Annotated in this window: 18 protein-coding genes; 11 read left to right on the top strand and 7 right to left on the bottom strand. The window is 72.3% G+C overall.

The annotated features are described in order from the left end of the window. Nucleotides 1-54: 54 nt before the first annotated feature. The 3 genes from H297_RS0116815 to H297_RS0116805 are packed head-to-tail and all read left to right on the top strand — an operon-like array spanning nt 55 to nt 4,399. Nucleotides 55-1,314 carry an MFS transporter gene (locus H297_RS0116815; protein ID WP_486589543.1) on the top strand — a complete coding sequence of 420 codons (1,260 nt, stop codon included), beginning with the start codon at nt 55-57 and terminating at the stop codon, nt 1,312-1,314. Beyond that, the gene (locus tag H297_RS0116810; RefSeq protein WP_027738013.1) at nt 1,314-2,135 is read left to right on the top strand and encodes an SDR family oxidoreductase; all 822 of its coding nucleotides are present in this window, start codon (nt 1,314-1,316) and stop codon (nt 2,133-2,135) included. The genes H297_RS0116815 and H297_RS0116810 overlap by 1 nt, the downstream gene beginning before the upstream one ends. Then, complete coding sequence (locus H297_RS0116805; protein ID WP_027738012.1) at nt 2,132-4,399, top strand: 2-dehydropantoate 2-reductase; 2,268 nt, start codon at nt 2,132-2,134, stop codon at nt 4,397-4,399. The genes H297_RS0116810 and H297_RS0116805 overlap by 4 nt, the downstream gene beginning before the upstream one ends. Before the next feature lie 206 nt (nt 4,400-4,605). Here H297_RS0116805 and H297_RS41755 read toward each other — a convergent pair whose 3' ends face one another. Then, on the bottom strand, nt 4,606-4,779 hold the full coding sequence (locus H297_RS41755) for a CsbD family protein (RefSeq protein ID WP_078514186.1): 174 nt from the start codon (nt 4,777-4,779) through the stop codon (nt 4,606-4,608). 468 nt (nt 4,780-5,247) lie between these two features. Here H297_RS41755 and H297_RS0116795 point away from each other — a divergent pair, with 468 nt between their 5' ends. The 3 genes from H297_RS0116795 to H297_RS0116785 all read left to right on the top strand — a co-directional run bounded on the left by H297_RS0116795 (nt 5,248) and on the right by H297_RS0116785 (nt 7,956). Further along, nucleotides 5,248-5,892, top strand: a complete 645-nt coding sequence (locus tag H297_RS0116795; protein WP_027738011.1) for a hypothetical protein — start codon at nt 5,248-5,250, stop codon at nt 5,890-5,892. 479 nt (nt 5,893-6,371) lie between these two features. Next, nucleotides 6,372-7,271, top strand: coding sequence for a hypothetical protein (locus H297_RS0116790; protein ID WP_027738010.1), 900 nt, complete (start codon nt 6,372-6,374; stop codon nt 7,269-7,271). Nucleotides 7,272-7,491: 220 nt separating this feature from the next. Further along, nucleotides 7,492-7,956, top strand: coding sequence for a hypothetical protein (locus tag H297_RS0116785; protein WP_027738009.1), 465 nt, complete (start codon nt 7,492-7,494; stop codon nt 7,954-7,956). A 119-nt stretch (nt 7,957-8,075) separates the two neighbouring features. On the opposite strand, the gene H297_RS0116780 is transcribed toward H297_RS0116785, so the two are convergent. Beyond that, nucleotides 8,076-9,074, bottom strand: coding sequence for a TauD/TfdA dioxygenase family protein (locus H297_RS0116780; protein ID WP_027738008.1), 999 nt, complete (start codon nt 9,072-9,074; stop codon nt 8,076-8,078). 990 nt (nt 9,075-10,064) lie between these two features. On the opposite strand from H297_RS0116780, the gene H297_RS0116770 reads away from it, so the two are divergent. The 5 genes from H297_RS0116770 to H297_RS0116750 all read left to right on the top strand — a co-directional run bounded on the left by H297_RS0116770 (nt 10,065) and on the right by H297_RS0116750 (nt 17,782). Then, entirely contained in the window at nt 10,065-11,657 is a 1,593-nt protein-coding gene (locus H297_RS0116770; protein ID WP_051351909.1) for an ABC transporter substrate-binding protein, read from the top strand. Nucleotides 11,658-11,659: 2 nt separating this feature from the next. Further along, nucleotides 11,660-12,613, top strand: coding sequence for an ABC transporter permease (locus H297_RS0116765; RefSeq protein WP_027738006.1), 954 nt, complete (start codon nt 11,660-11,662; stop codon nt 12,611-12,613). An 18-nt stretch (nt 12,614-12,631) separates the two neighbouring features. Further along, nucleotides 12,632-13,492, top strand: coding sequence for an ABC transporter permease (locus tag H297_RS0116760; RefSeq protein ID WP_037794464.1), 861 nt, complete (start codon nt 12,632-12,634; stop codon nt 13,490-13,492). Beyond that, the gene (locus H297_RS0116755; protein WP_027738004.1) at nt 13,489-15,369 is read left to right on the top strand and encodes an ABC transporter ATP-binding protein; all 1,881 of its coding nucleotides are present in this window, start codon (nt 13,489-13,491) and stop codon (nt 15,367-15,369) included. Before H297_RS0116760 ends, H297_RS0116755 begins: the two co-directional genes overlap by 4 nt. A 91-nt stretch (nt 15,370-15,460) precedes the next feature. Then, a complete protein-coding gene (locus H297_RS0116750; protein WP_027738003.1) occupies nt 15,461-17,782 on the top strand; it encodes an arylsulfatase in 2,322 nt (773 codons plus the stop codon). Nucleotides 17,783-17,808: 26 nt separating this feature from the next. On the opposite strand, the gene H297_RS0116745 is transcribed toward H297_RS0116750, so the two are convergent. From H297_RS0116745 to H297_RS0116725, 5 genes are all read right to left on the bottom strand, one after another. Continuing rightward, a complete protein-coding gene (locus tag H297_RS0116745; RefSeq protein ID WP_027738002.1) occupies nt 17,809-18,630 on the bottom strand; it encodes a glutathione S-transferase C-terminal domain-containing protein in 822 nt (273 codons plus the stop codon). A 539-nt stretch (nt 18,631-19,169) separates the two neighbouring features. Continuing rightward, the gene (ssuE, locus tag H297_RS0116740; protein WP_027738001.1) at nt 19,170-19,727 is read right to left on the bottom strand and encodes an NADPH-dependent FMN reductase; all 558 of its coding nucleotides are present in this window, start codon (nt 19,725-19,727) and stop codon (nt 19,170-19,172) included. Nucleotides 19,728-19,806: 79 nt separating this feature from the next. Further along, nucleotides 19,807-20,925 carry an LLM class flavin-dependent oxidoreductase gene (locus tag H297_RS36770; protein ID WP_051351908.1) on the bottom strand — a complete coding sequence of 373 codons (1,119 nt, stop codon included), beginning with the start codon at nt 20,923-20,925 and terminating at the stop codon, nt 19,807-19,809. Next, complete coding sequence (locus H297_RS0116730) at nt 20,922-22,253, bottom strand: NtaA/DmoA family FMN-dependent monooxygenase (RefSeq protein ID WP_027738000.1); 1,332 nt, start codon at nt 22,251-22,253, stop codon at nt 20,922-20,924. The genes H297_RS36770 and H297_RS0116730 overlap by 4 nt, the downstream gene beginning before the upstream one ends. Further along, nucleotides 22,250-23,410, bottom strand: coding sequence for an LLM class flavin-dependent oxidoreductase (locus H297_RS0116725; protein WP_027737999.1), 1,161 nt, complete (start codon nt 23,408-23,410; stop codon nt 22,250-22,252). Before H297_RS0116725 ends, H297_RS0116730 begins: the two co-directional genes overlap by 4 nt. Nucleotides 23,411-23,446 lie beyond the last annotated feature (36 nt).

The raw sequence follows: 23,446 nt of genomic DNA, 5'->3' as shown, positions 1-23,446 counted from the left end.
TCCGGCCCGCCCGCCGCGGCGCCCGCAACGGGCGCCGCCACCACGTCCCGCCGGCTGAGTCCGGCGCAGCGCAAAGCCATCGTCGCCGGGACCATCGGCAACACCGTCGAATGGGTCGACTGGGCTCTCTACTCCATCTTCGTCAAGATCATCGCCGACGAGTTCTTCCCCAAGGGCAACGAGGCCGTGGCGCTGCTGTCCACCCTCGCCGTCTTCGCCGTCGGTTTCGTCATGCGGCCCATAGGCGCTGCGGTGCTCGGCGCGTACGCCGACCGCCACGGCCGCAAGAAGGGCCTGACCCTCACCGTCGCTCTGATGGCCTCGGCCGCCTTCGTCATCGCGCTCACCCCGTCGTACGAGACCATCGGGGTCCTCTCCCCCGTGGTGCTGCTGCTGGCCCGGCTCGCCCAGGGGTTCTCGGCCGGAGGGGAGTTCGGCTCCTCCTCCGCGTTCCTCGTGGAGTCGGCCGCCCGGGGACGCCGGGCCTTCGCGGGGTCCTGGCAGCAGGTCTCGGTCGCGGGCGGCGTGCTCATCGCCTCGCTGCTCGGTACGGTCGCCACCTCGGTCCTCAGCGATGCGACACTGCACTCCTGGGGCTGGCGCCTCGCGTTCGTCGCCGGCGGGCTGCTCGGCCTCATCGGCCTGTGGCTGCGGGTCTCCGTCGAGGACACCGAGTCCTTCGCCGAGGCGAAGGGAGACGGCCGCACCCGCCGCAACCCCATCAGGGCGATGTTCGTCGACCACCCTGCGGCAGCGCTGCGCGTCGCGGGCATCACCGTCGCCGGCACCCTCACCTACTACATCTGGGTCAACTACCTGCCGACGTACGCGAATCTGACCACCGGCATCCCGCTTGAGACGGCGTTGCTGTCGCAGACCCTGTGCCTGATCGTCTTCGTGGTGGCGCTGCCCTTCGCCGGCCTGCTCTCCGACCGTGTGGGCCGCAAGCCGACCATGACCGCGTTCGCCGGTGGCTTCGTGGTACTGGCCTGGCCGCTGCTCCACCTGCTCGGTGACAGCTTCCTCAGCGTCTTCCTGGTGCAGCTCGTCGGGATGCTGCTCATCCTCGGCTACTCCGCCAACTGCGCCGTGATCATGGCGGAGCAGTTCCCGGCAGAGGTGCGGGCCACCGGGATCGCGCTGCCGTACGCACTGGCGGTCGCGCTCTTCGGAGGGACGGCACCGTATGTGACGACCTGGCTCCACGAGAGCGGCCAGAGCGACCTGCTGTGGCTCTACGTCTCGGGCGCCTCGCTCATCTCACTGGTCGTCTACCTGACGATGCCCGAGACCAAGGACAAGAGGTTCCGCTGATGACACACGTCCTGATCACCGGCGCCGCGGGCGGGATCGGCGCGGCCATCGGCGAGGAGTTCGCCGCGCACGGGGCGGCCCTCACCCTGGCCGATCTGGACCGGGCCGCACTGGAGAGGCAGGCCGCACACCTCGGTGGCGCCGCCGTGACCCGCACCGTCGACCTCACGGGGCCGGAGGAGCCCGCCGCTCTGGTGGAGCGCGCCTGGGCCGAGCGCGGCCCCGTCGACGTCCTCGTCAACGCCGCGGGCCGCTACCCGTCACTCGACATGGCCGGCCTCCGCGCCGAGGCGTGGGACCAGCTTTTCGCCGTCAATCTGCGGGCTCCCGTGCTGGCGACCGCCGCCTACGCCAGGCTGGCGGCCGAGGCGGACACGGGCGGCTCGGTCGTCAACATCTCCTCGGGTTCCGCACTGCGCAGCCGCCCCGGTGGCGGGCCGTATGCGGCCTCGAAGGCGGCCTTGGAGATGGCCACCCGCGCCGCGGCGCTCGAACTCGGGGCGCGCGGCATCCGCGTCAACGCCGTCAGCCCCGGATTCGTCCCCGTCGACAGCGGCTGCAACCCCGTGTCCGAGGAGTACGCGGCGGCCATCGGCGTCAACCCGCTGGGGCGCCCCGGCACGCCCCAGGACATCGCCCGAGCCGTCCGCTGGATCGCCGGGCCCGACGCCTCGTGGGTGACCGGCGAAGTCCTGCGGGTCGACGGGGGTTCAAGCACCGGAGCCCTCAACCTGCCCCGTATCTGGCCGCCCGAGGCGGCCACCCGGCCCGCACCACCGAACGCCCCGGCCCGAAGCACCGACGAAGGACACTGCCGATGAGCAAGGAACAGCAGCACGCGGCCGGATACACGGTTGTCGGCGCGGGAGCGATCGGCGGCACCCTCGCCTTCGCCCTGGCGCGGGCCGGGCATCAGGTCACGGTCGTCGACACCGACCACGCGCAGGTCGCGGCGATCCGCTCCCAGGGGCTGACCGTCGCCCACGGCCGACAGCGCACCAGCGTGCGGGTGACCGCGGTGACACCGCAGGAGTTCGACGGGCCGCTGGGCCGCGTACTGCTGGCGGTCAAGGCACAGGCCACGCGGGACGCGCTGGAGTGGATAGCGCCCCGGCTGGCGGCGGACGGCTGCGTCGTCTCGCTGCAGAACGGCTTCAACGAAGAGGTGATCGCCCGCTACGTGGGCGCCGAGCGCACCGTGGCGGCCTTCGTCAACATCTTCGCCGACGTGATCGAGCCGGGCGTGGTGCTGGACGGCGGCGCGGGCGCGCTGGTGGTGGGCGAACCGGGCGGCGCACAGGTGAGCCCGCGGGTGCGGGAGATCGTCACCGACCTGCACAGCTGGGGTCCCGCGCAGGCCAGCGACAACGTCGAGGGCTACCTGTGGGCGAAGGCCGGTTTCGGGGCGATGCTGGCCGCCACGGCGCTCGCCGACGCCCCGATGGCCGACCTCATCGACCGGCACAGGCCCGCGATGAGCGCCCTGACCGCCGAGGTCTTCGACGTCGCCGACCACCTCGGCGTCACGCTGGAGCCCTTCGACGCCTTCGAGCCGGACGCCTTCCGGCGCGGCGCGGACCCCTCGGCCAGGGCCGCCGCCACCGACCGACTCATCGCCTGGCTGCGCACGCAGACCAAGGACCGCAGCGGCATCTGGCGTGACCTGGCGGTACGCCGCAGGCCTGTGGAGGTCACCACCCACTACGCCGATGTCCTCGCCCACGCCGACCGCGAGGGCCTCCCCACGGTCGTGCTCCGTGCCGTGTTGGACGGTCTGCGCACACTGGAGGGCGCCCCGGAGGCGATGTCGGAGTCCCGGCTGGAGGAGTTGGACCGCCTCGCCGCCGGGACGGCGGACCCGGCCGCTCCCGTGGCGTCGGCTGCGCCCCGCGCAGCAAAGGCGGCACACGGCCCGGTGCCGGAGCAGGCGACGGCGGTGCGGGAGTGGCTGGCGCAGCGCAGCGCGGACATGGTTGCCGACCTGGCCGCCTACACCTCCCAGGGCAGCGCAAGCGACGACCTGGACGCCCTCGACACCTGCCTGAAGTGGGTGCGCGGATGGCTGGACCGCTCCCTGGGCGAGCCCGCGGCCGAGGAGGTGCTGCCCCGCGAGGGTGCGGGAGACATCCTGGTGCGGCGCTGCCCCGCGACGGGCGGCGCGTCGAACGACGCGGGCCCGGTACTGCTGCTGGGGCACTACGACACGGTGTGGCCCACCGGCACCCTCGACAGCTGGCCCTTCCGGCGTGACGGTGACCGCCTCACCGGCCCCGGGGTCTTCGACATGAAGGCCGGACTGGTCCAGGCGGTGTGGGCGCTGCGCGCCCTGGACGCGCTGGGTCTGCCGCGCCCCGCCTGCACCCTGATGCTGAACGGCGACGAGGAGACGGGCAGCCTGGCCTCCCACGAGGCGATCGTCGCGGAGGCGCACCGCAGCCGCCTGGCAATGGTCTTCGAAGCGGCGGCCGACGGTGCCATCAAGACCGCACGCAAGGGTGTCGGGCTGTTCACCGTCACGGTGAAGGGCGTGGAGGCACACGCCGGACTCGACCCGACGGCGGGGGCCAGTGCGGTGGAGGAGCTGGCGCACCAGATACTGCGGCTGTCCGGACTGCGGGACCCCGCAGCCGGCACCTCCCTCAACGTGGGGGTGATCGAGGGCGGCACCCGCAGCAACGTGACGGCGGGGCAGGCAGTGGCGCGGCTCGACGTCCGGGTCGCCTCCGCCGCCGAGCGGGACCGGATCGACGCCGCGCTGTCCACGCTGCTCCCGGTCGACGCACGTACCCGGATCGAGGTCACGGGAGGCTGGAACCGCCCGGTCTTCGAACGGACCCCGCCGGTCGCGGAGTTGGCGGACCTGGCCCGGCGCTGCGGCTCCCTGCTCGGCCTCGATCTGCGGGAGACGTCGGTCGGCGGCGCCAGCGACGGGAACTTCGTCGTGGACGCGGGGGTGCCCGTGCTCGACGGGATCGGCGCGGTCGGCTCCGGAGCGCACGCCCGCTCGGAGAACACCTCGGTGCGGGGCATGACCGAACGCGCCGCCCTGACCGCTCTGGTGCTCACAGCCCTGACGCAGGACTGAAGGCGCCTCACGGGGTGGGACAGGGCCTCACCACGCCGAGGCCATCCCGCTCTGCCCGAGTCCTCCCGCATGAACGTGCAGGTCAGCGGCAGGTCGTACGGCGACCTGCCGCTCCTGGCGCGGCATCCGCACATGCCTCGGGGCGGGGCCCGCTGGGGTGCGGGCCCCGCCCCGAGGCGCGCGGTTCCTACCGGAGGGAGACGCAGTCAGCGGCGGAAGCGGTCCGTGGTGTCCTCACGGGCCTCCAGTGCCTGGCCGTGTGCCTGCGCAGCGTGCCCCTTGGCCTGCATCTTCTTGTTGCCGGTCGCGCGTCCTGCGGCACGCATCGCCTTGCCCGCTGCCTGCTCGGCCTTTGCCCGCGCCTTCTCGTTGGCAGCCACCGTTCTCAACTCGCTTTCCTCACATCGACTTCCGGTCGCACCGCAACGGGTCACCACACCGCACCGACCCAAACCACCGATTCACCGGCCCCTGCTTCCCCTCGCGCACCGGCTCGCGGAGTGACGACGAAGCTCACCCACGGACAGCAAGGGCACACAATGGCTCCGCAGGTGTCAGCACGCGTACGCATGTTCTGGGGCCGGGCCACCAACGGTGCACGGACGCACTGCTTCGCCCAGGTCAACAGCAGTCTGTCAACGCACACCTGACGTACGGACAGACACCTGCAGGCGGCATGACCGCTCGCCGCACCCGGGAACAGCGCCCGACAGGGCCCTACCGGAAAAACATTCCTCACCACTCGCCCGTACTATCTCTTGACTGGGTACGACAACTACTGCGTCCCTCGTGTGTGATGGCTGCCGTACCTTTCTGCACGCCACGTCCAGTCAAGGAGAACCCCCACCATGTCCGAGAACTTGACCAGCACCGAAATGGCTTCGCAGTATGCCGCTCAGGTGGCCGGCGACCTCGACCGCAACGCCAAGGAGCAGGAACGCATCAGTGCGAAGATCGCCACGCTGCAGGAGCAGCTCACGGCTCTGCAGCACGACCACGGCATGCTGGTGAACATCCAGCAGGCACTGGCCGGGACCGCTCCGGGGGACAAGGGCGCCACGGTGCCCTCACCGCGCACGGCGACGGCCTCCGAGCCGGCCGGCGGCAAGCGCACGCGCGCCGGAAACGCTGCTGCCCCGCGGAAGCGCACGGCGGAGCGGAAGCCCGCCGCCAAGAAGACACCCGCCACCAAGGCGGCGGCCAAGGGTACGGCCGGGAAGAGTGCCACGCCCACCCTCGTCGAGCTCGTCCGCCGTCACCTCACCGCACAGAGCGAACCGCGGTCCGCCGCAGAGGTCTGCGCCGCGCTGGTCGAGGCCCACCCGGAGCGTCCCGTGCAGACCACCGTGGTACGCAACACGCTCGAAAACCTCGTGGCCAAGCAGCAGGTGCAGCGCAGCAAGCAGGGCTCCTCGGTCTACTACACGGCTGCCGGTGCACCCGAGTCGGCGACGGCATCCGCCTCCCGGGCCTCAGCCGAGGACGCGAAGTAGTCCCACCGGGAGAGTCACACGCGGTCGGCAGGCTCGGGTGACAGCCTGGGTCGGGTCCGGACGGTGTGCACGAGCCGTGCGTGCACGACCGGCGTCATATCGCCGCCTACTGCGTCCACGCGGCGAGCAGGGCCGGAGGCGCTCGCCGGGGCTCCGACGCCTCCGGTGCCGCTGCAACGGGGCGGCCAGGACCTCGCAGCTGTGATCAGGACGCCTCTGCCGCTGGCCCGTGTTCCCGCGCGCGAAGCGGTCCAGCAAGAACGGCACGGCTGCGCACCCGTCGGCGCGCAGCGCCGTGTGCGGCCGTCCGTCCGCTCGGTGTCCCGCCTCGGGGCCGATCCCGGCTGACCCGTCACCCCCCCCCCGCTCGCATTCCCCACCCTCACACCTGCGAGGTACCGCCGGAGGCCGCGGTGCCGCACGGTGGAACCACGGTGCCGAGCAGAACGGCGCCGTGAACGCGAGGGGGGGACCGGGGGATGAAAGCCGTACACAAAGCGGCGTGCGCGGTCGCCGCAGCGGTGCTCGCCGCGACCGGCTGCGGCGCCCCCCGCGACGGAGGGGCGGGGCGACACGCCTCGGCATCGAGGAGGTTGACCGCGGCCGAGGAGGTCACCGTCGAGCAGGCCGAGGAGATCCTCGTCCGGCGCTGCATGGCGAAGGCAGGCTTCCGCTACTGGGAGCGGCCGGTGCCGAGCGCAGCCGAACGCAAGGGCCGCGGCTATGTCCTGCTCGACGTGGCCTGGGCCAGGAAGCACGGCTACGGCGGGAGGTTGCGGGCCGCGGCAGAGCATGCGGCCCGGACACATACCAACCGCACCTACGTGCAAAGCCTGTCCGCGGCGGAGGCCCGCCGCTACACCACGGCCCTCGACGGTGACACCACCGGCGCCACCGTGACGGTCCGACTGCCCGGCGGCGGCTCGGTCGCAGTGGCCCGCAGCAGCTGCGTGGCCGACGCCCAGGGCCGCCTCTACAGTGACTTTCCCGCGTGGTTCCGGGCCCGTAAGACGGCGAACTCGGTGTCCCGTCTCTACGTTCCCGACCTGGTGAGGGACGCGCGCTTCCGGGGGGCGCTGCGGGCCTGGTCGGCCTGCATGCGCAAGGCGGGCCACCCGTACCGGAGTCCGCAGCGGATCCGCGCCGAACTCGCGGGGCTCACCCGAGGTCTCAAGCCGGCGCGGGCACACGCCACCGAGGTGGACCTGGCGGTCGCCGAGGCCACCTGTGCCACCCGCACCTCCCTGGGCGCGACCGCCCGTTCCCTGGACCGCGCCTACCGTGCGAAGCGGCTGGGCCCGTACCGGCGGGCCCTGGCCGACTACCGGCGGATGCGGCTCGCCGCGCTGCCCCGTGCCCAGGAGATCACCGCCTCCTGACCCCGCGGCACTGCCGCTCTCCCCTCCTCTTTCATGGCCTCTTTCATCGGCCCTTTCGTCGCCCCTCTCGTCGCCCTTCCTCGTCCGCGCCGGCCCGTCCGCTGCGGCAGCACAGAGAAGAAGCAGCACAGAGAAGAAGAGGCCGGCGCGCGCACGGCAGCAGCGCCCGGCCCGACCGGTTCCAGACCTTCTGGAACACCAGAAATGGAGTGATGCACTCATGCGCAGGATTCTGGCCACCCTGGCCACCCTCGGCGTCGCCGCCCTCGGTGTGACGATCCCCGCCGCCTCCGCGCAGGCCGCCGACGGCTGCTCCGCCCGGTACGGCGAGGCCTCCGCCGGCTACTTCTACGCCTACAACAGCGCCAACTGCTCCGGTTACCTGGGCAAGATGGACAACTACGACTCCGACTGGGGGAACTCCACCGGCCCCTTCCAGGGCGGTGACACCAACAAGGCGAGCTCCCTGCTGAACCGCGCGACAGCGGACCCGCACGACGCCGTGATGGTCTTCAACGGCACCGGCAAGGACTGGGGCGGCAACTACGCCTGCATCTCCCGCGGTGAGAAGTGGGCCGACGACCTCAGCGACAACGAGCTGACCGGAGGTGTCTCGGCGAACAACAGCATCAGCTCCAGCAAGTTCGTCGCGAACAGCGAGTGCAACGGGCACTGGCTGACCTGATCCGGTCCGCACCGCGGTCCCCGGCCCCTCCCGCACGGCGTGTGCGGGAGGGGCCGCCCGGCGTCCGGGACGAAAGCGGACACCCCACGGGCGGCTCGCTCACGCTGGCGGGCGCCGGGTCACCGCTCCGCGAGGGCGCCGTCGGTGGAGTTGCCGGAGGCGATGCCGTATGTCGGGTCGGGCACCGTCTCGGGGGCCAGCAGCACCGAGCGCCGCCCGTCGACGCCGACGGGGACGTCGCCGTCGATGGTGACACGGCGCAGGGTGCGCTCCTGGTCGTCGGAGTCGTCGACGCCGTAGTGCTGGGTGGCGCGGTTGTCCCAGATGGCCACGTCGCCCGCACGCCACTGCCAGCGCACGGTGTTCTCCGGGCGCTCGACGTGTGACTGGAAGAGGTCGATCAGCGCCCGGGAGTCGGTGGAGCGGTAGCCGCTGAGTTTTTGCAGGAAGTTGCCCAGGATCAGGGTGCGTTCGCCGGTTTCCGGGTGTACCCGCACCACCGGGTGCTCGGTGCGGAACTTGACCGCGGTGAAGACCTTGCGGTGCTGTTCACGAGCCGCGGCGGAGGACTCCGGGCGTGAAGCCGCGTAGTCGTAGTCGTTGGTGTGTTCGCCGCGCAGCGTGTCGGCCAGTGCCCGCAGCGGCTCGGACAGTTCCGCGTAGGCGGCTGCGGTGTTGGACCAGAGCGTGTTCCCGCCGTACGGCGGGACGACTTCGGCGCGCAGGATGGAGAAGGCCGGGTACGCGGGGACGAAGGTGACGTCCGTGTGCCACTGGTTGGCGCGTGAGCCGTGTTCGTTGTCGATTCCGAAGGCGTACCGTCCGTCCACCGAGGGGACCGTGGGATGTGCGACCGGTGTGCCGAGCAGGCGGCCGAACGCCTCGTGGCTGTCCGCGTCGAGGTGGTGCTGGTCGCGGAAGAAGACGACCTTGTGTGCCAGCAGCGCGGCACGGATGGCCGCCACGGTGTCCTCGTCCAGGTCACCGCCCAGCCGGACCCCGGAGATCACGGCACCGATCCGGCCACCGACCTTCTCGACGGTGACGGGGCCGTGTGCATCGTGTTGCGGGGCGGCGGGCTGTGCGGATGCGGCGGACTGCGCGGGGGCGGTGGTCATGCGGAAGGTCCTTTTCACCGAAGTGGGAAGTCGTTGCCGGGGAGCTGACGCCTGCGGGGCCGGCGGAAGCGCTGTCGCGGCCCCTGGCGGGGCGCCGGTGCCGGTGCCGGGACGCGGCGCCGAGACGGGCGCGAGGCGCGTAGGCCGGGTGGCAGGGCGGGGAGAGAGCTCGGGTGCCGTCAGCCGAGGGGACACGCCGCCGAGGCGAGCTGCCCCAGGTCGATGTGGCGTCGCGCCACGAGGTAGGCCGTCGTCGCGGTCATGTCCGGGAGCATGGTGGTTGCCACCGGGCCGGTCAACCTCTGCACGGCCCGTTTCACGAGCCTGCAATACGGCTGACATCCCCGGTACGGACCGCGCCCCGAAGGACGCCCCTCTTCGCCCCGGCACCGCCGGAACAGGGCGCCGAGTGACCACCCGTCAGGGGCGTGTGGCGGCAGCGGGTGGCGTCCTGGTGTGTCACGGCCGTCCCACATCCCGGACGCGCTGATTCTCCTGTGGTGGCTGCCACGGCGCTGCCGGAACCGCTGTTCAGGCGGGCGCGGAAATGGTGCGGCAACACGACCGCAATGGCGTCGTCAACGTGGCACCCCGGCCCGTCACGAGCCCGGTTGACCCGGTGCACAGCCACTGCCATTCTGCTCCGCGTGACCCCGGATCTGCGCCTCGTGTCCCGCTGGCATGTCGACCTGTGTCGGCAGTCGAGCGCGGTGTGTGCGGTGTGCGACTGACTTCCGCCGTGGTGCGGCGCGGGCACTAGAACCACCGCGCCGCTTCCTTTGCCCGGCTGCGCAACGCCCCGGCTGTCCCCACGCTCTTCGCGTCAACGTGGGCGGGTTGTGCTCCGGACACCGACCAGTGCCGCTTCCGCTCCCTGGCTCCTCTCCCCTGCCACTGGCGCCTTCGACGCGCGCCACCCCGCCGCCCTTCCTTGTCCGGCCTCCTGACCTCCTGACCTCCTGCCGCAGCGAAACGAACAGGCTCACCGCCATGCCCCAGTTGACCACTGACCCGCCCTTGCAACCGCTCTCCCGTCGCGCCGCCCTGCGTGCCGCGGGTACGGGTGCCCTGCTGCTCGGAACGGGTGGCGCACTGTCCGCGTGCCGTTCCGCCGTGGCCGAGGCCGGAGCGGGAGGGCGGGGCGGGCCGCGGCGCGGCGGCAAGGCCACCGTGGCGGTCCGCTCGGACTTCGTGCCCTCGCTGCTGTTCACCCAGAGCGACCAGGCGCTCCAGCAGCGTCTGCTGTTCAACACCCTCATCAGCTACGACGACGAGCTGCGTCCCCGGCCCGAGCTGGCCCGCTCCTGGTCGTACGCCGCGGACGGGCGCAGCATCACGCTGCACCTGCGCGACGACGTGACCTTCCACGACGGGCGGCCCTTCACCGCGGACGACGTCGTCTTCGCGGTGGAGAACCTGAAGAAGCCCGCACGCGCGGCGCAGTTGGCGACGACGGCGAAGGCGGTGACGGGGTTCGAGAAACGCGGTCCGCACGAGCTGGTGCTCAAGCTGGCGCATCCGGTGGCCAACCTGTTCGACCTCTTCGAGTTCATGATCATCCCGGACCGGCACACCATCGACCAGGCACTCAAGGGGACGAAGCTCAACGGCACCGGCCCCTACCGGCTCCGGCGATGGCGCCCCGGCACCAGCCTCACCCTCGTGCGGAACGACACCTACTGGGTGCGGGAGAGGCCCTACCTGGACGAGGTCGAACTGCGCGTCTACACCCAGTCCGACGCGTTGCTCTCCGCGCTGCGCTCCGGGCAGGCACACCTGTCCACCGACATCACCGGCACCTATCTGCGGGCGTTCGAGGACACCCCCGGGTTCACCGTCACGCGGTACGACACCGGCTCGGGCGCCGCCTATCTCGGTGCCACCGTGACCGACGAGCGGGTGGCCGACAAACGGGTGCGTCAGGCGCTGGCCTGGGCCGTGGACCGCGACCGTGTGGTGGACCAGGCCCTGGGTGGCTACGGGCTGGCCTCCGCCGTGCCCTGGCCCCGCTCCTCCCCCGCCTACTCCGAGGCCAACCGCACCCGTTACCGGTACGACCCGGGCAAGGCCCGCGCCCTGCTCAAGTCCGCCGGGGCCACCGGGCGCACGCTGCCGCTCGGACACCGCAGCGATCCGCTGCTGACGGCGGTGGCCCAGATCGTCCAGTACGACCTGCGGCAGGTGGGGCTGAAGGTGCGTCTGGAGCCGTACGACTCGGCCACGTACCAGAAGAAGCTGATCTCCGGGACGATGCCCGCCCTGTGGGTCAATCTGCACGGCTTCGCACAGGTGCAGCCCGCCACCCTCGCGCTGAGTGCGTACCCCTTCAACGAGAAGCAGAACACCTCCCACTTCCGCTCGGCCGCCTACACCGACACCGTGCGCGCCGCCTGGAACCGCAAGGAGACCGGCGGTCCCGGCTTCCGGGCCGCCTGCCAGCGGATCACCGACCTGCTGCTGGACGAGGCGTTCATCGCGACCCTGGCCATCCAGGACCAGGTGCAGATCGCCGCCGAACGGCTGCGCGGCGCGCGGCTCACCAAGTTCAGCTACCTCGACCTCGACAACGCCTACCTGGTGTGACCATGACTGCCGTGCTGCTGAAGCGGATACCGTCCGCGCTTCTCGTACTCCTCCTCGCCTCCTTCCTGATCTTCGGCATCCTGCGCCTGGTGCCGGGCGACGCGGCCACCACACTCGCCGGCCCCGACGCCGGTCCCGAGGTGGTCGCCGCCGTCCGGCACCGGCTGGGCCTCGACGAGCCGCTGCTCACGCAGTACGTCGCCTGGCTCGGCGACCTGCTGCGCGGTGACCTGGGGCCCTCGTACTCGGTCGGCGGCCAGGTCGGCGACCTGATCGGTGACGGACTGGGCGCCACCGCTGAACTCACCGCAGGTGCCCTGTTGTTGACCGTCGTCCTCGGAGTGACCGCCGGACTGCTCGGGGCGACCGCACGACACCGTGCCGTCCGGGCCGCCGTACGCGTCTTCACCACGGGCGCGCTGGCGGTGCCGCCGTTCGTGACCGGGGTGCTGCTGGTGCTGGTTCTCACCACCGGCGTCACCGGGTTCCGCCTCCTGCCGTCCGGCGGACGCGTCGGACTGTTCCAGGCACCCGACCTGGAGGTGCAGTACCTGCTGCTGCCGTCGCTGTGTCTCGCGCTGCCCAGCGCAGCCGTGGTGGCCCGCTACCTCAAGGACGGCCTGGAACGCGCCCTGGCCGAGGACCATGTCCGGACCGCCGCAGCCGCCGGAGTGCACCGGCGCAGGCTGCTGTGGCGGCATGCGCTGCCCGGGGCCCTGCCCCCGATCGTCACGCTGCTCGGCCTCCAGACCGGCCAGCTCCTGGCCGGCGCCGTCCTGGTGGAGGCCATATTCGCCTGGCCCGGCCTCGGCCAGCTCGCCGAGCAGGGTGTGACCCAGCGCGACTATCCCGTCGTCCAGAACCTGCTGCTGCTCCTGGTGGCCGTCTTCGTCCTGGTGCAGCTCCTGACCGACCTGCTGTACGCCCTGCTCGACCCGCGCATCCGGTGGGAGTGACCGCACGTGACCGCCGCCATGACCGGCCCCGCCTCCCCTCCCGCCCGGCCCCGCGCCCGCAAGACCCGCTCCACGGCCCGCGCCGCCCTCTCCACCGTGTACGGGCGCGTCGGCCTGGCCCTCCTCGGTCTGGTCGTGCTCGCCGGGCTGCTCGCACCGCTGCTCAGCCCGCACGGCCCGGCCGAGCAGAGCCGCGAGGCGCTGGCGGGGTTCGGCACGCCCGGACACCTGCTGGGCACCGACGATCTGGGCCGCGATCTGCTGAGCCGCCTCCTCTACGGGATCCGGACCGACCTGGAGGTCATCGCGCTCGGGGTGCCGCTGGGCGCCCTGCTGGGCTGCGCCTTCGCCCTGCTCGCCGCCGTACACCCGATGCTGGACACGGCTGTCCAGCGGCTCTTCGATCTGACGCTGGCCTTCCCCGGGCTGATTCTGGCACTCGCCGTCACGGCCGTGCTCGGGCCGGGCCGCCTGCCGGTCGTCGTGGTGATCGCCCTGGCCGAGATCCCCGTGTTCGGACGGCAGTTGCGCGCCGGGATCCTGGTGCAGAGCGAGCGGGAGTACGCGCTGGCCGCGAGGATCGGCGGCACCGCGCGCACCCGCCTGCTGGCCCGCCACATCCTGCCCAACTGCACCGACCCGCTCGTCGTCCAGATCGCCGTCTCCTTCACGGTCGCCGTGTTCCTCGAAGGGGCGATGAGCTTCCTCGGTGTCGGGGTGCGCGCGCCCGAGCCCACTCTCGGCAGCACGCTCAGCCAAGCGCTGCCCTATCTCGCACAGGCCCCGCACTTCGCCGCCGGGCCGCTGCTCGCCGTCCTGCTGCTCGTCCTCGGCTTCTCGCTGCTGTCCGAGGCCCTCAACCGGGAGATCCGCCGATGACCGCCACCCCCGACGACCGGCCCCTGCTGGACATCACCGGGCTCAGCGTCGACTTCACCGGTCCGGACGGCACCCCGGTGCACGCCGTACGGGGGGTGGACCTGACCCTGCGGCGCGGCGAGACGCTCGCCGTGGTCGGTGAGTCCGGCTCGGGGAAGTCCACCACCGCCCTGGCACTGACCCGGATGCTGCCGGGCAGCGGCCGTATCACCGCGGGCTCCGTGCGGCTGGAGGGCACCGAACTGGCCACGGCGGACGAGGAGGAGCTGCGCGCGGTGCGCGGGGCCCGGATCGGGATGGTCTTCCAGGACCCCATGACGTCACTGAATCCGGTCCTGTCCGTCCGTACCCACCTGGAGGAGGTGCTGCGCGCCCACGGGCACCGGCACCGGGCCGCACGCCGGGCCCGCGCCGAGGAACTGCTCGGCCTGGTCGGCATCCCGGACCCGGCGCTGCGGCTGGACGACCACCCGCACCAGTTCTCCGGCGGCCAGCGGCAGCGCATCCTCATCGCGATGGCTCTGGCCAACGAGCCGGACGTGCTGGTGGCGGACGAACCGACCACCGCACTCGACGCCACCGTGCAGGAGCAGATCCTGCGGCTGCTGACGGAGTTGAACGAACGGACCGGCACGGCGCTGCTCCTGATCACCCACAACATGGGCGTCGTCGCCCGCACCTGCGCGCGGACGGTGGTGATGTACGGCGGTACGGTCGTCGAGGACGGTCCGACGGCCGAGGTCCTCACCTGCCCGCGCCACCCCTACACGGCCGGGCTGCTGGCCGCCGTTCCCCGACTGTCCGCGCCCTCCGGCACCCGGCTCACCGGCATCCCCGGCTCACCGCCCGATCTGGCCCTTCCACTCGTCGGCTGTGCGTTCACGGACCGGTGCGAGCTGGCCGACGACCGGTGCGGCAGCGAGCCGCCTCCGCTGACAGGCGAACCCGGTGACCCCCGCCGCAGGGTGGCGTGCTGGCATGCGGGCGAGGCTGAGTCCCCGTTCGCCGCCGCAGCATCGGTGCCCACGAGCGCAGCTTCCGCGCCGGCGTCCAGGGACGAGAAGGGGCCGCTGCTGGAGGCGTCGGAGCTGCGCAAGGAGTTCACGGGTCGCGGCAGGGCCGGGCGTCGCCGTCCCCTCGTCGCCGTCGACGGGGTCTCGCTGCGGCTGGAGGCGGGGGAAACTCTCGGGATCGTCGGCGAGTCCGGCTCCGGGAAGTCGACTCTGGCCCGGATGCTCGTCCACGCACACCCGGCCGACGGCGGCACGCTCAGGCTGCGGGGCGAGGACGTCACCCGTCCCTCGCGCCGGGCCCTGCGGACGCTGCGCCGCCAGGTGCAGATGGTCTTCCAGGACCCGTACGCCTCGCTCAATCCGCGGATGACGGTGGGCGACATCGTCGGGGAGCCCCTCCTGGTGCACGGTCTGCACCGGGACCGGGCAGCACGCGAGCGGCGCGTCGGTGAGCTCCTGTCGCTCGTCGGACTCGATCCGGCCACCGCGGGACGCCTGCCGCGGTCCTTCTCCGGCGGCCAGCGGCAGCGGATCGGGATCGCCCGCGCCCTCGCGCCCGAACCGGCCGTGCTGGTCTGCGACGAGCCGGTCTCGGCCCTCGACGTCTCCGTCCAGGCCCAGATCGTCAATCTGCTCTCCGACCTCCAGCGCGACCTGGGACTCGCCCTGGTCTTCATCGCCCACGACCTGGCAGTCGTCCGCCAGGTCAGCCACCGCATCGCCGTGATGCGCCAGGGCCGGGTCGTGGAGACGGGGCGGGCGGACGCGCTGTGCGACTCCCCGCAGCACCCCTATACCCGGGCGCTGCTGGAGGCGGCGCCCGACCCCGTACCCGCAGCAGTTGCGGAGGCCCCCGCGGCATAGCTCCCGCGACGGAACCGGCCGACGCCGCCCGGCGCCGCAGCCGTTCGATCCCGCAGCCGTTCGATCCCGCAGCCGTCTGACAAGGACTCGCATGAACGACTCCGCACCACCGGCCCGCCGCGACCCCTACGCGGACTTTCCCGGCCACGTCGGCCGCACCTTCGCCGATTCCACTCCTGCCTGGCCGCAGCGGCCCGCTCCTGCGCACGGCGCCCCGAACATCGTGCTCGTCTACCTCGACGACATGGGCTACAGCGACGTCGGCCCGTTCGGGTCCGAGGTCCCCACTCCGGTGCTCGACCGGCTCGCCGAGCGCGGCATCCGGCTGTCGAACTACCACACCCTGCCGCTCTGCTCCCCCTCCCGTGCCGCGCTGCTCACGGGCTGCAACCCGCACCGGGTCGGTTACGCCTCGGTCGCCAACTCCGACCCCGGCTTCCCCGGCTACGGCATGGAGATCGCGGACGACATCCCCACGCTGGCACAGACGCTGCGCCGTGCCGGGTACGCGACGTACGCAGTCGGCAAATGGCACCTGGCCCGCGACTCCGCCTCCGGCGCCGCCGCCGACCGCGCCAACTGGCCGCTCCAGAAGGGATTCGACCAGTACTACGGCGTGCTCGAAGGGCTGACCAACCTCTTCCACCCGCACCAGCTCGTGCGCGACAACTCCCCGCTGGACATCGACCGGTTCCCCGAGGGCTACTACTACACCGACGACCTCACCGACCAGGCCGTCGCGATGGTCACATCGCTGCGTGCCCACGACCCCGACAAGCCTTTCTTCCTCTACCTCGCGCACAACGCCGTCCACGCGCCCCTCCAGGCCAAGGCCGAGGACCTCGCCCGCCACCGGGGGCGGTACGACGGGGGCTGGGACGTCCTGCGCGAAGCCCGGTTCGCACGGCAGAAGGCGGCCGGGCTGTTCTCCGAGGAGACCGCGCTTCCGGGCCGCAACGGCGAGGAGGGCCTGGACGTGGCCGCCTGGGATGCCCTCAGCGAAAACGAACAGCGGCTCTACGCACGCTACATGGAGGTCTACGCGGCCATGGTCGACAACGTCGACCAGAACCTCGGGCGGCTGCTGGACACCCTGGAGGCGCTGGGTGAACTGGACGACACCCTCATCGTGTTCACCTCGGACAACGGCGGCAGCGGCGAGGGCGGTGCCGAGGGCAGCCGCAGCTACTTCAGCCGCTTCGCACACCATCCGGGGCTGCCCGAGGACTGGCCCGCGGACGTCGAGCGGGATCCCGAGCTGATCGGCGGACCCCGCAGCCTGGTGCACTATCCGCGGGGCTGGGCGATGGCCTCCAACACCCCGTTCCGGCTGTACAAGCGCCACACGTACGCGGGCGGCGTCCGAGTACCGTTCGTCATCTCCTGGCCCAGGGGCCTGCCCCGGTCCGCGGGCGACGACGGGCTCCGCCACCAGTACCAGTACGTCACCGACATCGCACCGACCCTGCTGGAACTGGCCGGCGTCACACGCTCGGGCCCCGGCCTCCAGGAGCAGGACGGCACCAGCTTCGTGTCCGTCCTCGCCGACCCGGCCGCCGCGAGCACCCACCCCGAGCAGTACTGCGAGATGACCGGCAACCGGAGCTACTACCGCGACGGGCACAAGCTGGTCACGCTGCACCGGCCGGGAGCGCCGTACGACGACTCGGAGTGGGCGCTGTACGACATCCGCACCGACCCCACCGAGATCCACGACCTGGCCGGCCGGCGCCCGGAGGTGGTCCGGGAGCTGGCCGCAGCCTGGGAGGCGGCGGCCTGGCGCAACGGCGTCTTCCCCCTCCCTGACGCGTCGGGCGCTCTCGCGCTGCGCGGCCCCGCCGAGGAGCGGCTCTCCCGTCCTGTCACCCTGCTGCCCGGCACTCCCGAGCTGGAGCGGTACCGCTCCTCGCGGCTGATCGCGTTCCGTTCCTTCGCCGTGACGGTGGAACTGGGGCCGTACGCCGAGGGCGACTGCGGTGTCCTCGTCTCACACGGCGACCAGGGCGGCGGCTACAGCCTGTACGTCGAGGGCGGGCAGCTTTACTTCGCGTACAACGAGTACGGCGCACTCCGCGAGTTCGACGCGGGCTCTCTCGTCCCCGGCACCCGCACGGTCCGGCTCGATGCCACCGCGCAGCCGGGCCTGCGCTGGAGCTTCGCCCTCACGGTGGACGGGGAGCGGCGCGGCACGCCGGAACCCGTCCACCAGTTGATCGGTATGGCACCGTTCCAGGGCATCAGCGTGGGTGTGGACCGCAAGTCGCCCGTCTCGTGGCCGGTTCACGAACGGCACGGCATCTTCCGCTACACCGGGGGGCTGCGTGCGGTCACCTACCGTCCGGGCGCTCCTGGCCCCGACTCCCCCGAGACGGCGGCCGCCGCACTGCGCGAGGCGGCGGCCGCCTTCGAGTGAGCCACTGCCGAGCCGGTCCCGCCCGGTCAAGCCGCCCAGTCCACGAGGGGTGGCGTTGCACCGGCGGGTGCACGGCCCGGGCAGCGGGCGCGGTGCCTGCGGGCGATGCCGTCGAGGTCCAGATGCGCGCCGAAGGCGGGCAGTGCCGCCAGGCGCGACGCGTAGGCCCACAGCCGCGGATGACGGTCGAGGCGGCTCACCGTCTCCGCGTCCAGATACCGGCGGTGCACCGTGTCGAGGTACAAGAGCGTCACCCATGCCTTCACGTCGGCGAGGGTCAGCGCGTGGCCCAGCATGTACGGCCGGGAGGTGAGCCGCTGCTCCAACGTGCCGAGCCCCGACAGCAGTGTCGCGACCGCCGCGGGGGCGGCCCCGGGGCGCCCGGCACGCTGCGCCGACGCAGTGACGTCCTGGTCGCACAGCAGGCCGATCGCTGCCAGTTCCTCCGCCGCGCCGGAGGGGTCGAGGTCGGGCACGCCGCCGCCGAAGCGCAGGGCCAGGTCCCTGATGATGTCGGGGGCGTGTGTGCTGACCACGCGTCCGGTCCAGGTGTCGCTGAGCACTGGTGGGACCGCCGGCCCAGGGTGTTGGTGCGCGCTGTTCTCATACAGGAGACGCAACGCCCGATAGCCTCCGCCGGGTGCGTCGGGGACGGCGGGCAGCAGCGAGAGCGGCAGGGTGTCGGCGAGACCCAGGAGAGCGTGGGTGAGGGCGACCTCCAGGCCGGACGGGCAGGAGAGCGCGAGGTGGAGCCGGTAGCGGCCCGGTACGGGGTAGTGGCCGCTGCGCGCGTCCCTCCCGATCCTGGACCGGAACGGCGGTGGGGCCGTGGAGAGTGAGGCGGACATACTTCTCCCTCGAAAGCTGTTCGCGACATGTGTTCCGAGTCTCGCGACCTGCTCCGCACGACGGCGGGGGCGCCGGGCAGCTCGTCGGCCGGTGCGCTCGGCGGCGACGGCTGGGGAACTGCGGCGGAAACAGGGCGGGACGGGACGCGTTGCTTGCGCGCCGGGTCACACAGGGGTTGCTGCGCTGCGGCCGAGGGAGGCACCTGCGGCGCTGCACACCCGTGCGAGATCGATGTACCGGCGCGTGGTGAGGAGGGGGAGGGCCCGGAGGGCCCGGCGGACAGTGTCACCACCGAGGAGGTGCAGCACGGAGGAGCCCATTTCCCTACCGATCCACTAGGACTTTTCCCTGTGGAGGTTCCGCCCGGCAGGCCGTCGCTGTCAAGGGGCGCGCCCGCACCGCCCCATGACCCGTGCGGCCGCGAGGCGGTGCGGTACCGCCTTCCGCGGGGTTCCCGGGGGGAGACGGGGCGGCGGGTAACCCGGGCGGATGTGCGCGCGGTTGCGGGTCGTGCCTGTCGGATCGCGGAGCCGTCAGCTCAGCCGGTCGCCGCCAGCACCGTGGCACGGCTGTCCAGCGCGACGGAGAACTGGTCCGTGACCTGTGCCAGGGCCTCCGCCGAGGCCGGAGCGACGGCCAGCGTACCGTCCGCTTCCACGGACAGGTCCTTGTCAACAACGAACCAGCCCTGCGTGATGTGGTCGGCTCCCATGGAGTTCAGCACGGGGCGCAACGCGTAGTCGATGGCCAGGACATGCGCGGTGGTGCCGCCGGTCGCGAGCGGGAGGATCGTCTTCCCCGTCAGCGCGTACTGCGGGAGCAGGTCCAGCAGGGACTTGAGCAGACCGGAGTAGGCGGCCTTGTAGACGGGCGTGCCGATGACGATGCCTTCCGCCCGCTCGAACAGCGCGGCAGCCTCGACGAGGGCGGGATGACCGGTGTCGGCGTGCAGCAGGGCATCGGGCGGCAGGGTGCGCACGTCGAGCGGCACCACGTGGTGCCCCTGCGAGACCAGCCGGGTGTCCAGGTGGCGCAGGAGGCGGGCGGTGCGCGAGGTTTCGGAGGGGCTGCCGGAGACGGACAGGACAGTGGCCATGGTGGAGCCTTTCAGGAGTGCCGGAAGCGTGGCCGGTTCCGGTGCGGGAGGGAAGGCGGAGGATGCGTGACCGGTGCCGTCACCGGGGTGCGGCGGCTTCCTGGTCCGGCCGGGCGCCACGGGGCGGGACCGCCGACCGGCGCCACAGCGTGGTGGGAGCCTCCCGCCGTACCACCGGGGCGACCTCCTCGGCGAAGCGCCGCAGTTGGTCGATCTGCTGCGGCAGGGACAGGCCCCAGGTGTCGACGGTGAGGGACTGCAGATCGTGGCCGTACGCCGCGTGGAAGCCGAGGATCTTGTCGATGACCTGCTGCGGGCTGCCGATGAGGTGGGGGCCGTGCGCGACGGCGTCCTCGACGGTGCGGAACGGCGTGTTGTAGCCGGCTCTGCCCTCCAGGTGGGGCCGGTAGGTCTGCCGTACCCGCGCCTCGTAGAACTGTTTGAGTCGTGCGACCGCCTCCTGGGTGGTGTCCGCCAGGAACAGCCCGCCGGAGCCTGCGCCCACATACGCCTCGCCAGGGTCGTGGCCGTAGGCGGCGTAGCGCTCGCGGTAGTGTTCGATCAGCCGGGCGTAGGCCGCGCGGGGCTGGATGGCGTTGGCGCTGAACAGCGGGTCGCCGTGGCGGGCGGCCAGTTCGGGGGAGTTGAGGCTGGTGGCCGAGCCGTGCCAGACGCGTGGCGGCCGGCCGCCGTAGGGGCGGGGCACGGTGGTCACGCCGTCCAGCGGTGGGCGGTAGCGGCCCTCCCAGGTGACGTTCTCCTCCCTCCACAGCCGGCGCAGCAGTTCGTACTTCTCGGCCTGGTAGTCCCACTGGGCGGCTTCGTCCAGGCCGAAGAGGTCGAAGTGGCCCGCCTCCGCGCCCTTGCCGATGACCAGTTCGATCCGGCCGCGCGAGAGCTGGTCGAGGGTGGCGTAGTCCTCGGCGACCCGCACCGGATCGAGGATCGCCAGCACGGTGACGCCGGTGAGCAGCCGGATGCGGCGCGTGCGGGCGGCGAGGGCTCCGAGGATCGCTGTCGGGCCGGAGGACAGGAACGCCCCGGCGTGCCGCTCTCCGACGGCGTACGCGTCGAAACCCAGCTCTTCGGCGGCCACGCCCGTCTCGACGACCTCGGCCAGCCGGTCGGCGGCCGGGCCGAGAGCGCCGGTCAGCGGATCGGGCGCATGCCCGACGAGGGTCAGGACCTGGAATCTCACCGTGTCCTCCCGTACTCCGGAGTGGGCAGACCCAAGTGGTCGCGCAGCGTGGGGCCCTCGTACTCGGTACGGAAGACGCCGCGCTCCTGGAGCAGCGGCACGACCCGGTCGACGAAGTCGTCCAGCCCGCCGGGGGTCAGATGGGGTACGAGGATGAAGCCGTCGGCCGCGTCGGCCTGCACATGCGCGTCGATGGCGGTGGCGACGGAGGCCGGCGTACCGACGAAGGACTGCCGGGCGGTCTGCTCGATGGCCAGTTCCCGGATGGACAGGTTCTTCTCCTTCGCCAGAGTCCTCCACTGCGCCGCGATGCCGAACCGGTCCCCCGCGTGGGCCCAGCCCCGCGCGACGTCGCTGTCGGGCACCGGATCGATGTCCGGCAGCGGCCCTTCGGGGTCGTAGCCGGACAGGTCGCGGCCCCAGACGTTCTCCAGGAAGGCGATCGCGGTCTGCGGGCTGACTTGTCGGCGCCGGATGTGGGCGGCACGTTCGTCCGCCTCTTCGTCGGTGTCGCCGAGCACGAAGGTGGCGGCGGGCATGATCTTCAGCTCGTCCGGTGTGCGTCCGTGCCGGGCCAGGCGCCGTTTGACGTCCCGGTGGAAGGCACGGCCCGCTTCCAGGGTGCCGTGGCGGCTGAAGACGACGTCGGCGCCGGCGGCGGCGAACTCGCGGCCCTCGTCGGAGTCGCCCGCCTGGATCACTACCGGGTGTCCCTGCGGTGAACGGGGCAGCGTGGGACGTGCGGTGAGGTCGAACTGCGGGCCCGTGTGACGCACGGGCTGCGGGGTCCCTCCGGGCGGCCAGGAGTCCCACAGCGCGCGGGCGACCTGGAGGAACTCGCCGGCGCGGCGGTAGCGGTCGGAGCGGTCCAGGTAGCCGCCGCGGCGGAAGTTGGCACCGGTGAACGCGTCGGAGGTGGTGACCACGTTCCAGGCGGCGCGCCCGCCGGAGAGGTGGTCCAGGGATGCGAAGCGGCGGGCGAGCTCCCAGGGTTCGTTGAAAGTGGCGTTGACGGTGGCTGCCAGGCCCAGGTGGTCCGTGACGGCGGCGAGGGCGTTGAGGACGGTGAGGGACTCGGGCCGGCCGACGACGTCGAGGTCGTGGATCAGCCCTTTGCGTTCGCGCAGTCGCAGCCCCTCGGCCAGGAAGAAGAAGTCGAATTTGCCGCGTTCCGCGGTGTGGGCCAGGTGCCGGAAGGAGGAGAAGTCGATCTGGCTGCCGGAGGCGGGGTCCTGCCAGACGGTGGTGTTGTTGACGCCGGGAAAGTGCGCGGCGAGGTGGACGGGTTTGCGCCCGGAGGCGGGCGGTGCGGCTGCGGGCCGGGTCATGGGGCTGTCTCCGTCTGTCGCGGTCGGGTGTAGCGGCCGAGGGGGCGGGACAGGCGCAGGTGGTCCCGGAGGGTGCGTCCCGTGTAGCCGTCTCGGAAGAGGCCGCGCTCGCGCAGCCCGGGCAGCAACTCGTGTACGAGTGCGGCAAGATCGCCGCTGTCTTGGCCCAGGTGGAGGTGGAACCCGTCGACGCCGGTGGCGGCGTGCCAGTCGCTCAGCAGCCGCGCGAGCTGCTCGGTGGAGCCGGTGTGCCCGACCGTGTCGGCGGGCGGCGAGGCAGGAGGCCCGCTGATGCCTCGGAGAGCGACGGCTACGCGCACGAGGATCCTGACGGTGTCCGGGTCGCGTCCGCTTTCCGCGACCCTGTCGAGCAGCTCCGAGCGGGCGTGCCGGGCGGCCTCCTGGTCTCGGGCGTCCAGCAGGACGACATCGGCGTGGCGGGCGGCCGTCTCCCACCGCGCGGCGGCGCCGTCGCCGGTGCCCTGCCCCTCGTGCCGACCGTGCCCGTCGTGACGGGGCGCTCCGTCCGGCGGGCCCGCTGCGACGGAGACCACCACCGGCGGTCGGCCCTGTGGGGGGCGCGGGACGATGGAGGGCCCGCGGACGGAGAAGTAGGGGCCTTCGAAGTCGATGTGGTGCAGCCGTTCACGGTCGATGAACCGGCCCGTGGCGGTGTCACGTATCTCGGCGTCGTCGTCCCAGCTGTCCCACAGCCGGGCCGCCACCTCTGCCGCGTCGGCGGCCTCGTCCCACAGCTCGGCCTCTGGCGCTGCCGTGCGCCGGCCCACCGCGCGGGCCTCGTCCTCGCCGGTGGAGACGTCCACCAGCCAGCCGGCCCGGCCCTCGCTGACGTGATCGAGGGTGGCGAGCGCGGTGGCGGTGTGGAAGGGCTCGGTGTGTGTGGTGGTCACCGTCGGCACCAGGCCGATGCGGCTGGTGACGGGGGCCGCACGGGCGAGCAGCGCCACCGCGTCGGGTCTGCCGCGGCTGTCCTCCGCCGGTGGCGCGAAGGAGTCGTGGACGGTGACGAAGTCCGCGGCGCCTTGTTCGGCGAGGCCGATCAGGTCCGTCCAGTGTGCCGCGGTCAAGGGCGCGGCGGAGCGGTGTGCGCGCGTGTCGGCGTCGAGTCCGATGGAGACGTGCAGTTCGCGGGGCATGACCTCGTCCTGTACGAGAGATGGTGGAGTGGCCGT

It is taken from the genome of Streptomyces sp. CNT360 (assembly GCF_000424785.1).
This window is presented reverse-complemented; position numbering and strand designations above follow the sequence as displayed.

Coding starts and splice junctions, on each gene's coding strand:
- H297_RS0116810 (WP_027738013.1), top strand. CDS start 1,314: ATGACACACGTCCTGATCACCGGCGCCGCGGGCGGGATCGGCGCGGCC.
- H297_RS0116805 (WP_027738012.1), top strand. CDS start 2,132: ATGAGCAAGGAACAGCAGCACGCGGCCGGATACACGGTTGTCGGCGCG.
- H297_RS0116795 (WP_027738011.1), top strand. CDS start 5,248: ATGTCCGAGAACTTGACCAGCACCGAAATGGCTTCGCAGTATGCCGCT.
- H297_RS0116790 (WP_027738010.1), top strand. CDS start 6,372: ATGAAAGCCGTACACAAAGCGGCGTGCGCGGTCGCCGCAGCGGTGCTC.
- H297_RS0116785 (WP_027738009.1), top strand. CDS start 7,492: ATGCGCAGGATTCTGGCCACCCTGGCCACCCTCGGCGTCGCCGCCCTC.
- H297_RS0116780 (WP_027738008.1), bottom strand. CDS start 9,074: ATGACCACCGCCCCCGCGCAGTCCGCCGCATCCGCACAGCCCGCCGCC.
- H297_RS0116770 (WP_051351909.1), top strand. CDS start 10,065: ATGCCCCAGTTGACCACTGACCCGCCCTTGCAACCGCTCTCCCGTCGC.
- H297_RS0116765 (WP_027738006.1), top strand. CDS start 11,660: ATGACTGCCGTGCTGCTGAAGCGGATACCGTCCGCGCTTCTCGTACTC.
- H297_RS0116760 (WP_037794464.1), top strand. CDS start 12,632: ATGACCGGCCCCGCCTCCCCTCCCGCCCGGCCCCGCGCCCGCAAGACC.
- H297_RS0116755 (WP_027738004.1), top strand. CDS start 13,489: ATGACCGCCACCCCCGACGACCGGCCCCTGCTGGACATCACCGGGCTC.
- H297_RS0116750 (WP_027738003.1), top strand. CDS start 15,461: ATGAACGACTCCGCACCACCGGCCCGCCGCGACCCCTACGCGGACTTT.
- H297_RS0116745 (WP_027738002.1), bottom strand. CDS start 18,630: ATGTCCGCCTCACTCTCCACGGCCCCACCGCCGTTCCGGTCCAGGATC.
- ssuE (WP_027738001.1), bottom strand. CDS start 19,727: ATGGCCACTGTCCTGTCCGTCTCCGGCAGCCCCTCCGAAACCTCGCGC.
- H297_RS0116730 (WP_027738000.1), bottom strand. CDS start 22,253: ATGACCCGGCCCGCAGCCGCACCGCCCGCCTCCGGGCGCAAACCCGTC.
- H297_RS0116725 (WP_027737999.1), bottom strand. CDS start 23,410: ATGCCCCGCGAACTGCACGTCTCCATCGGACTCGACGCCGACACGCGC.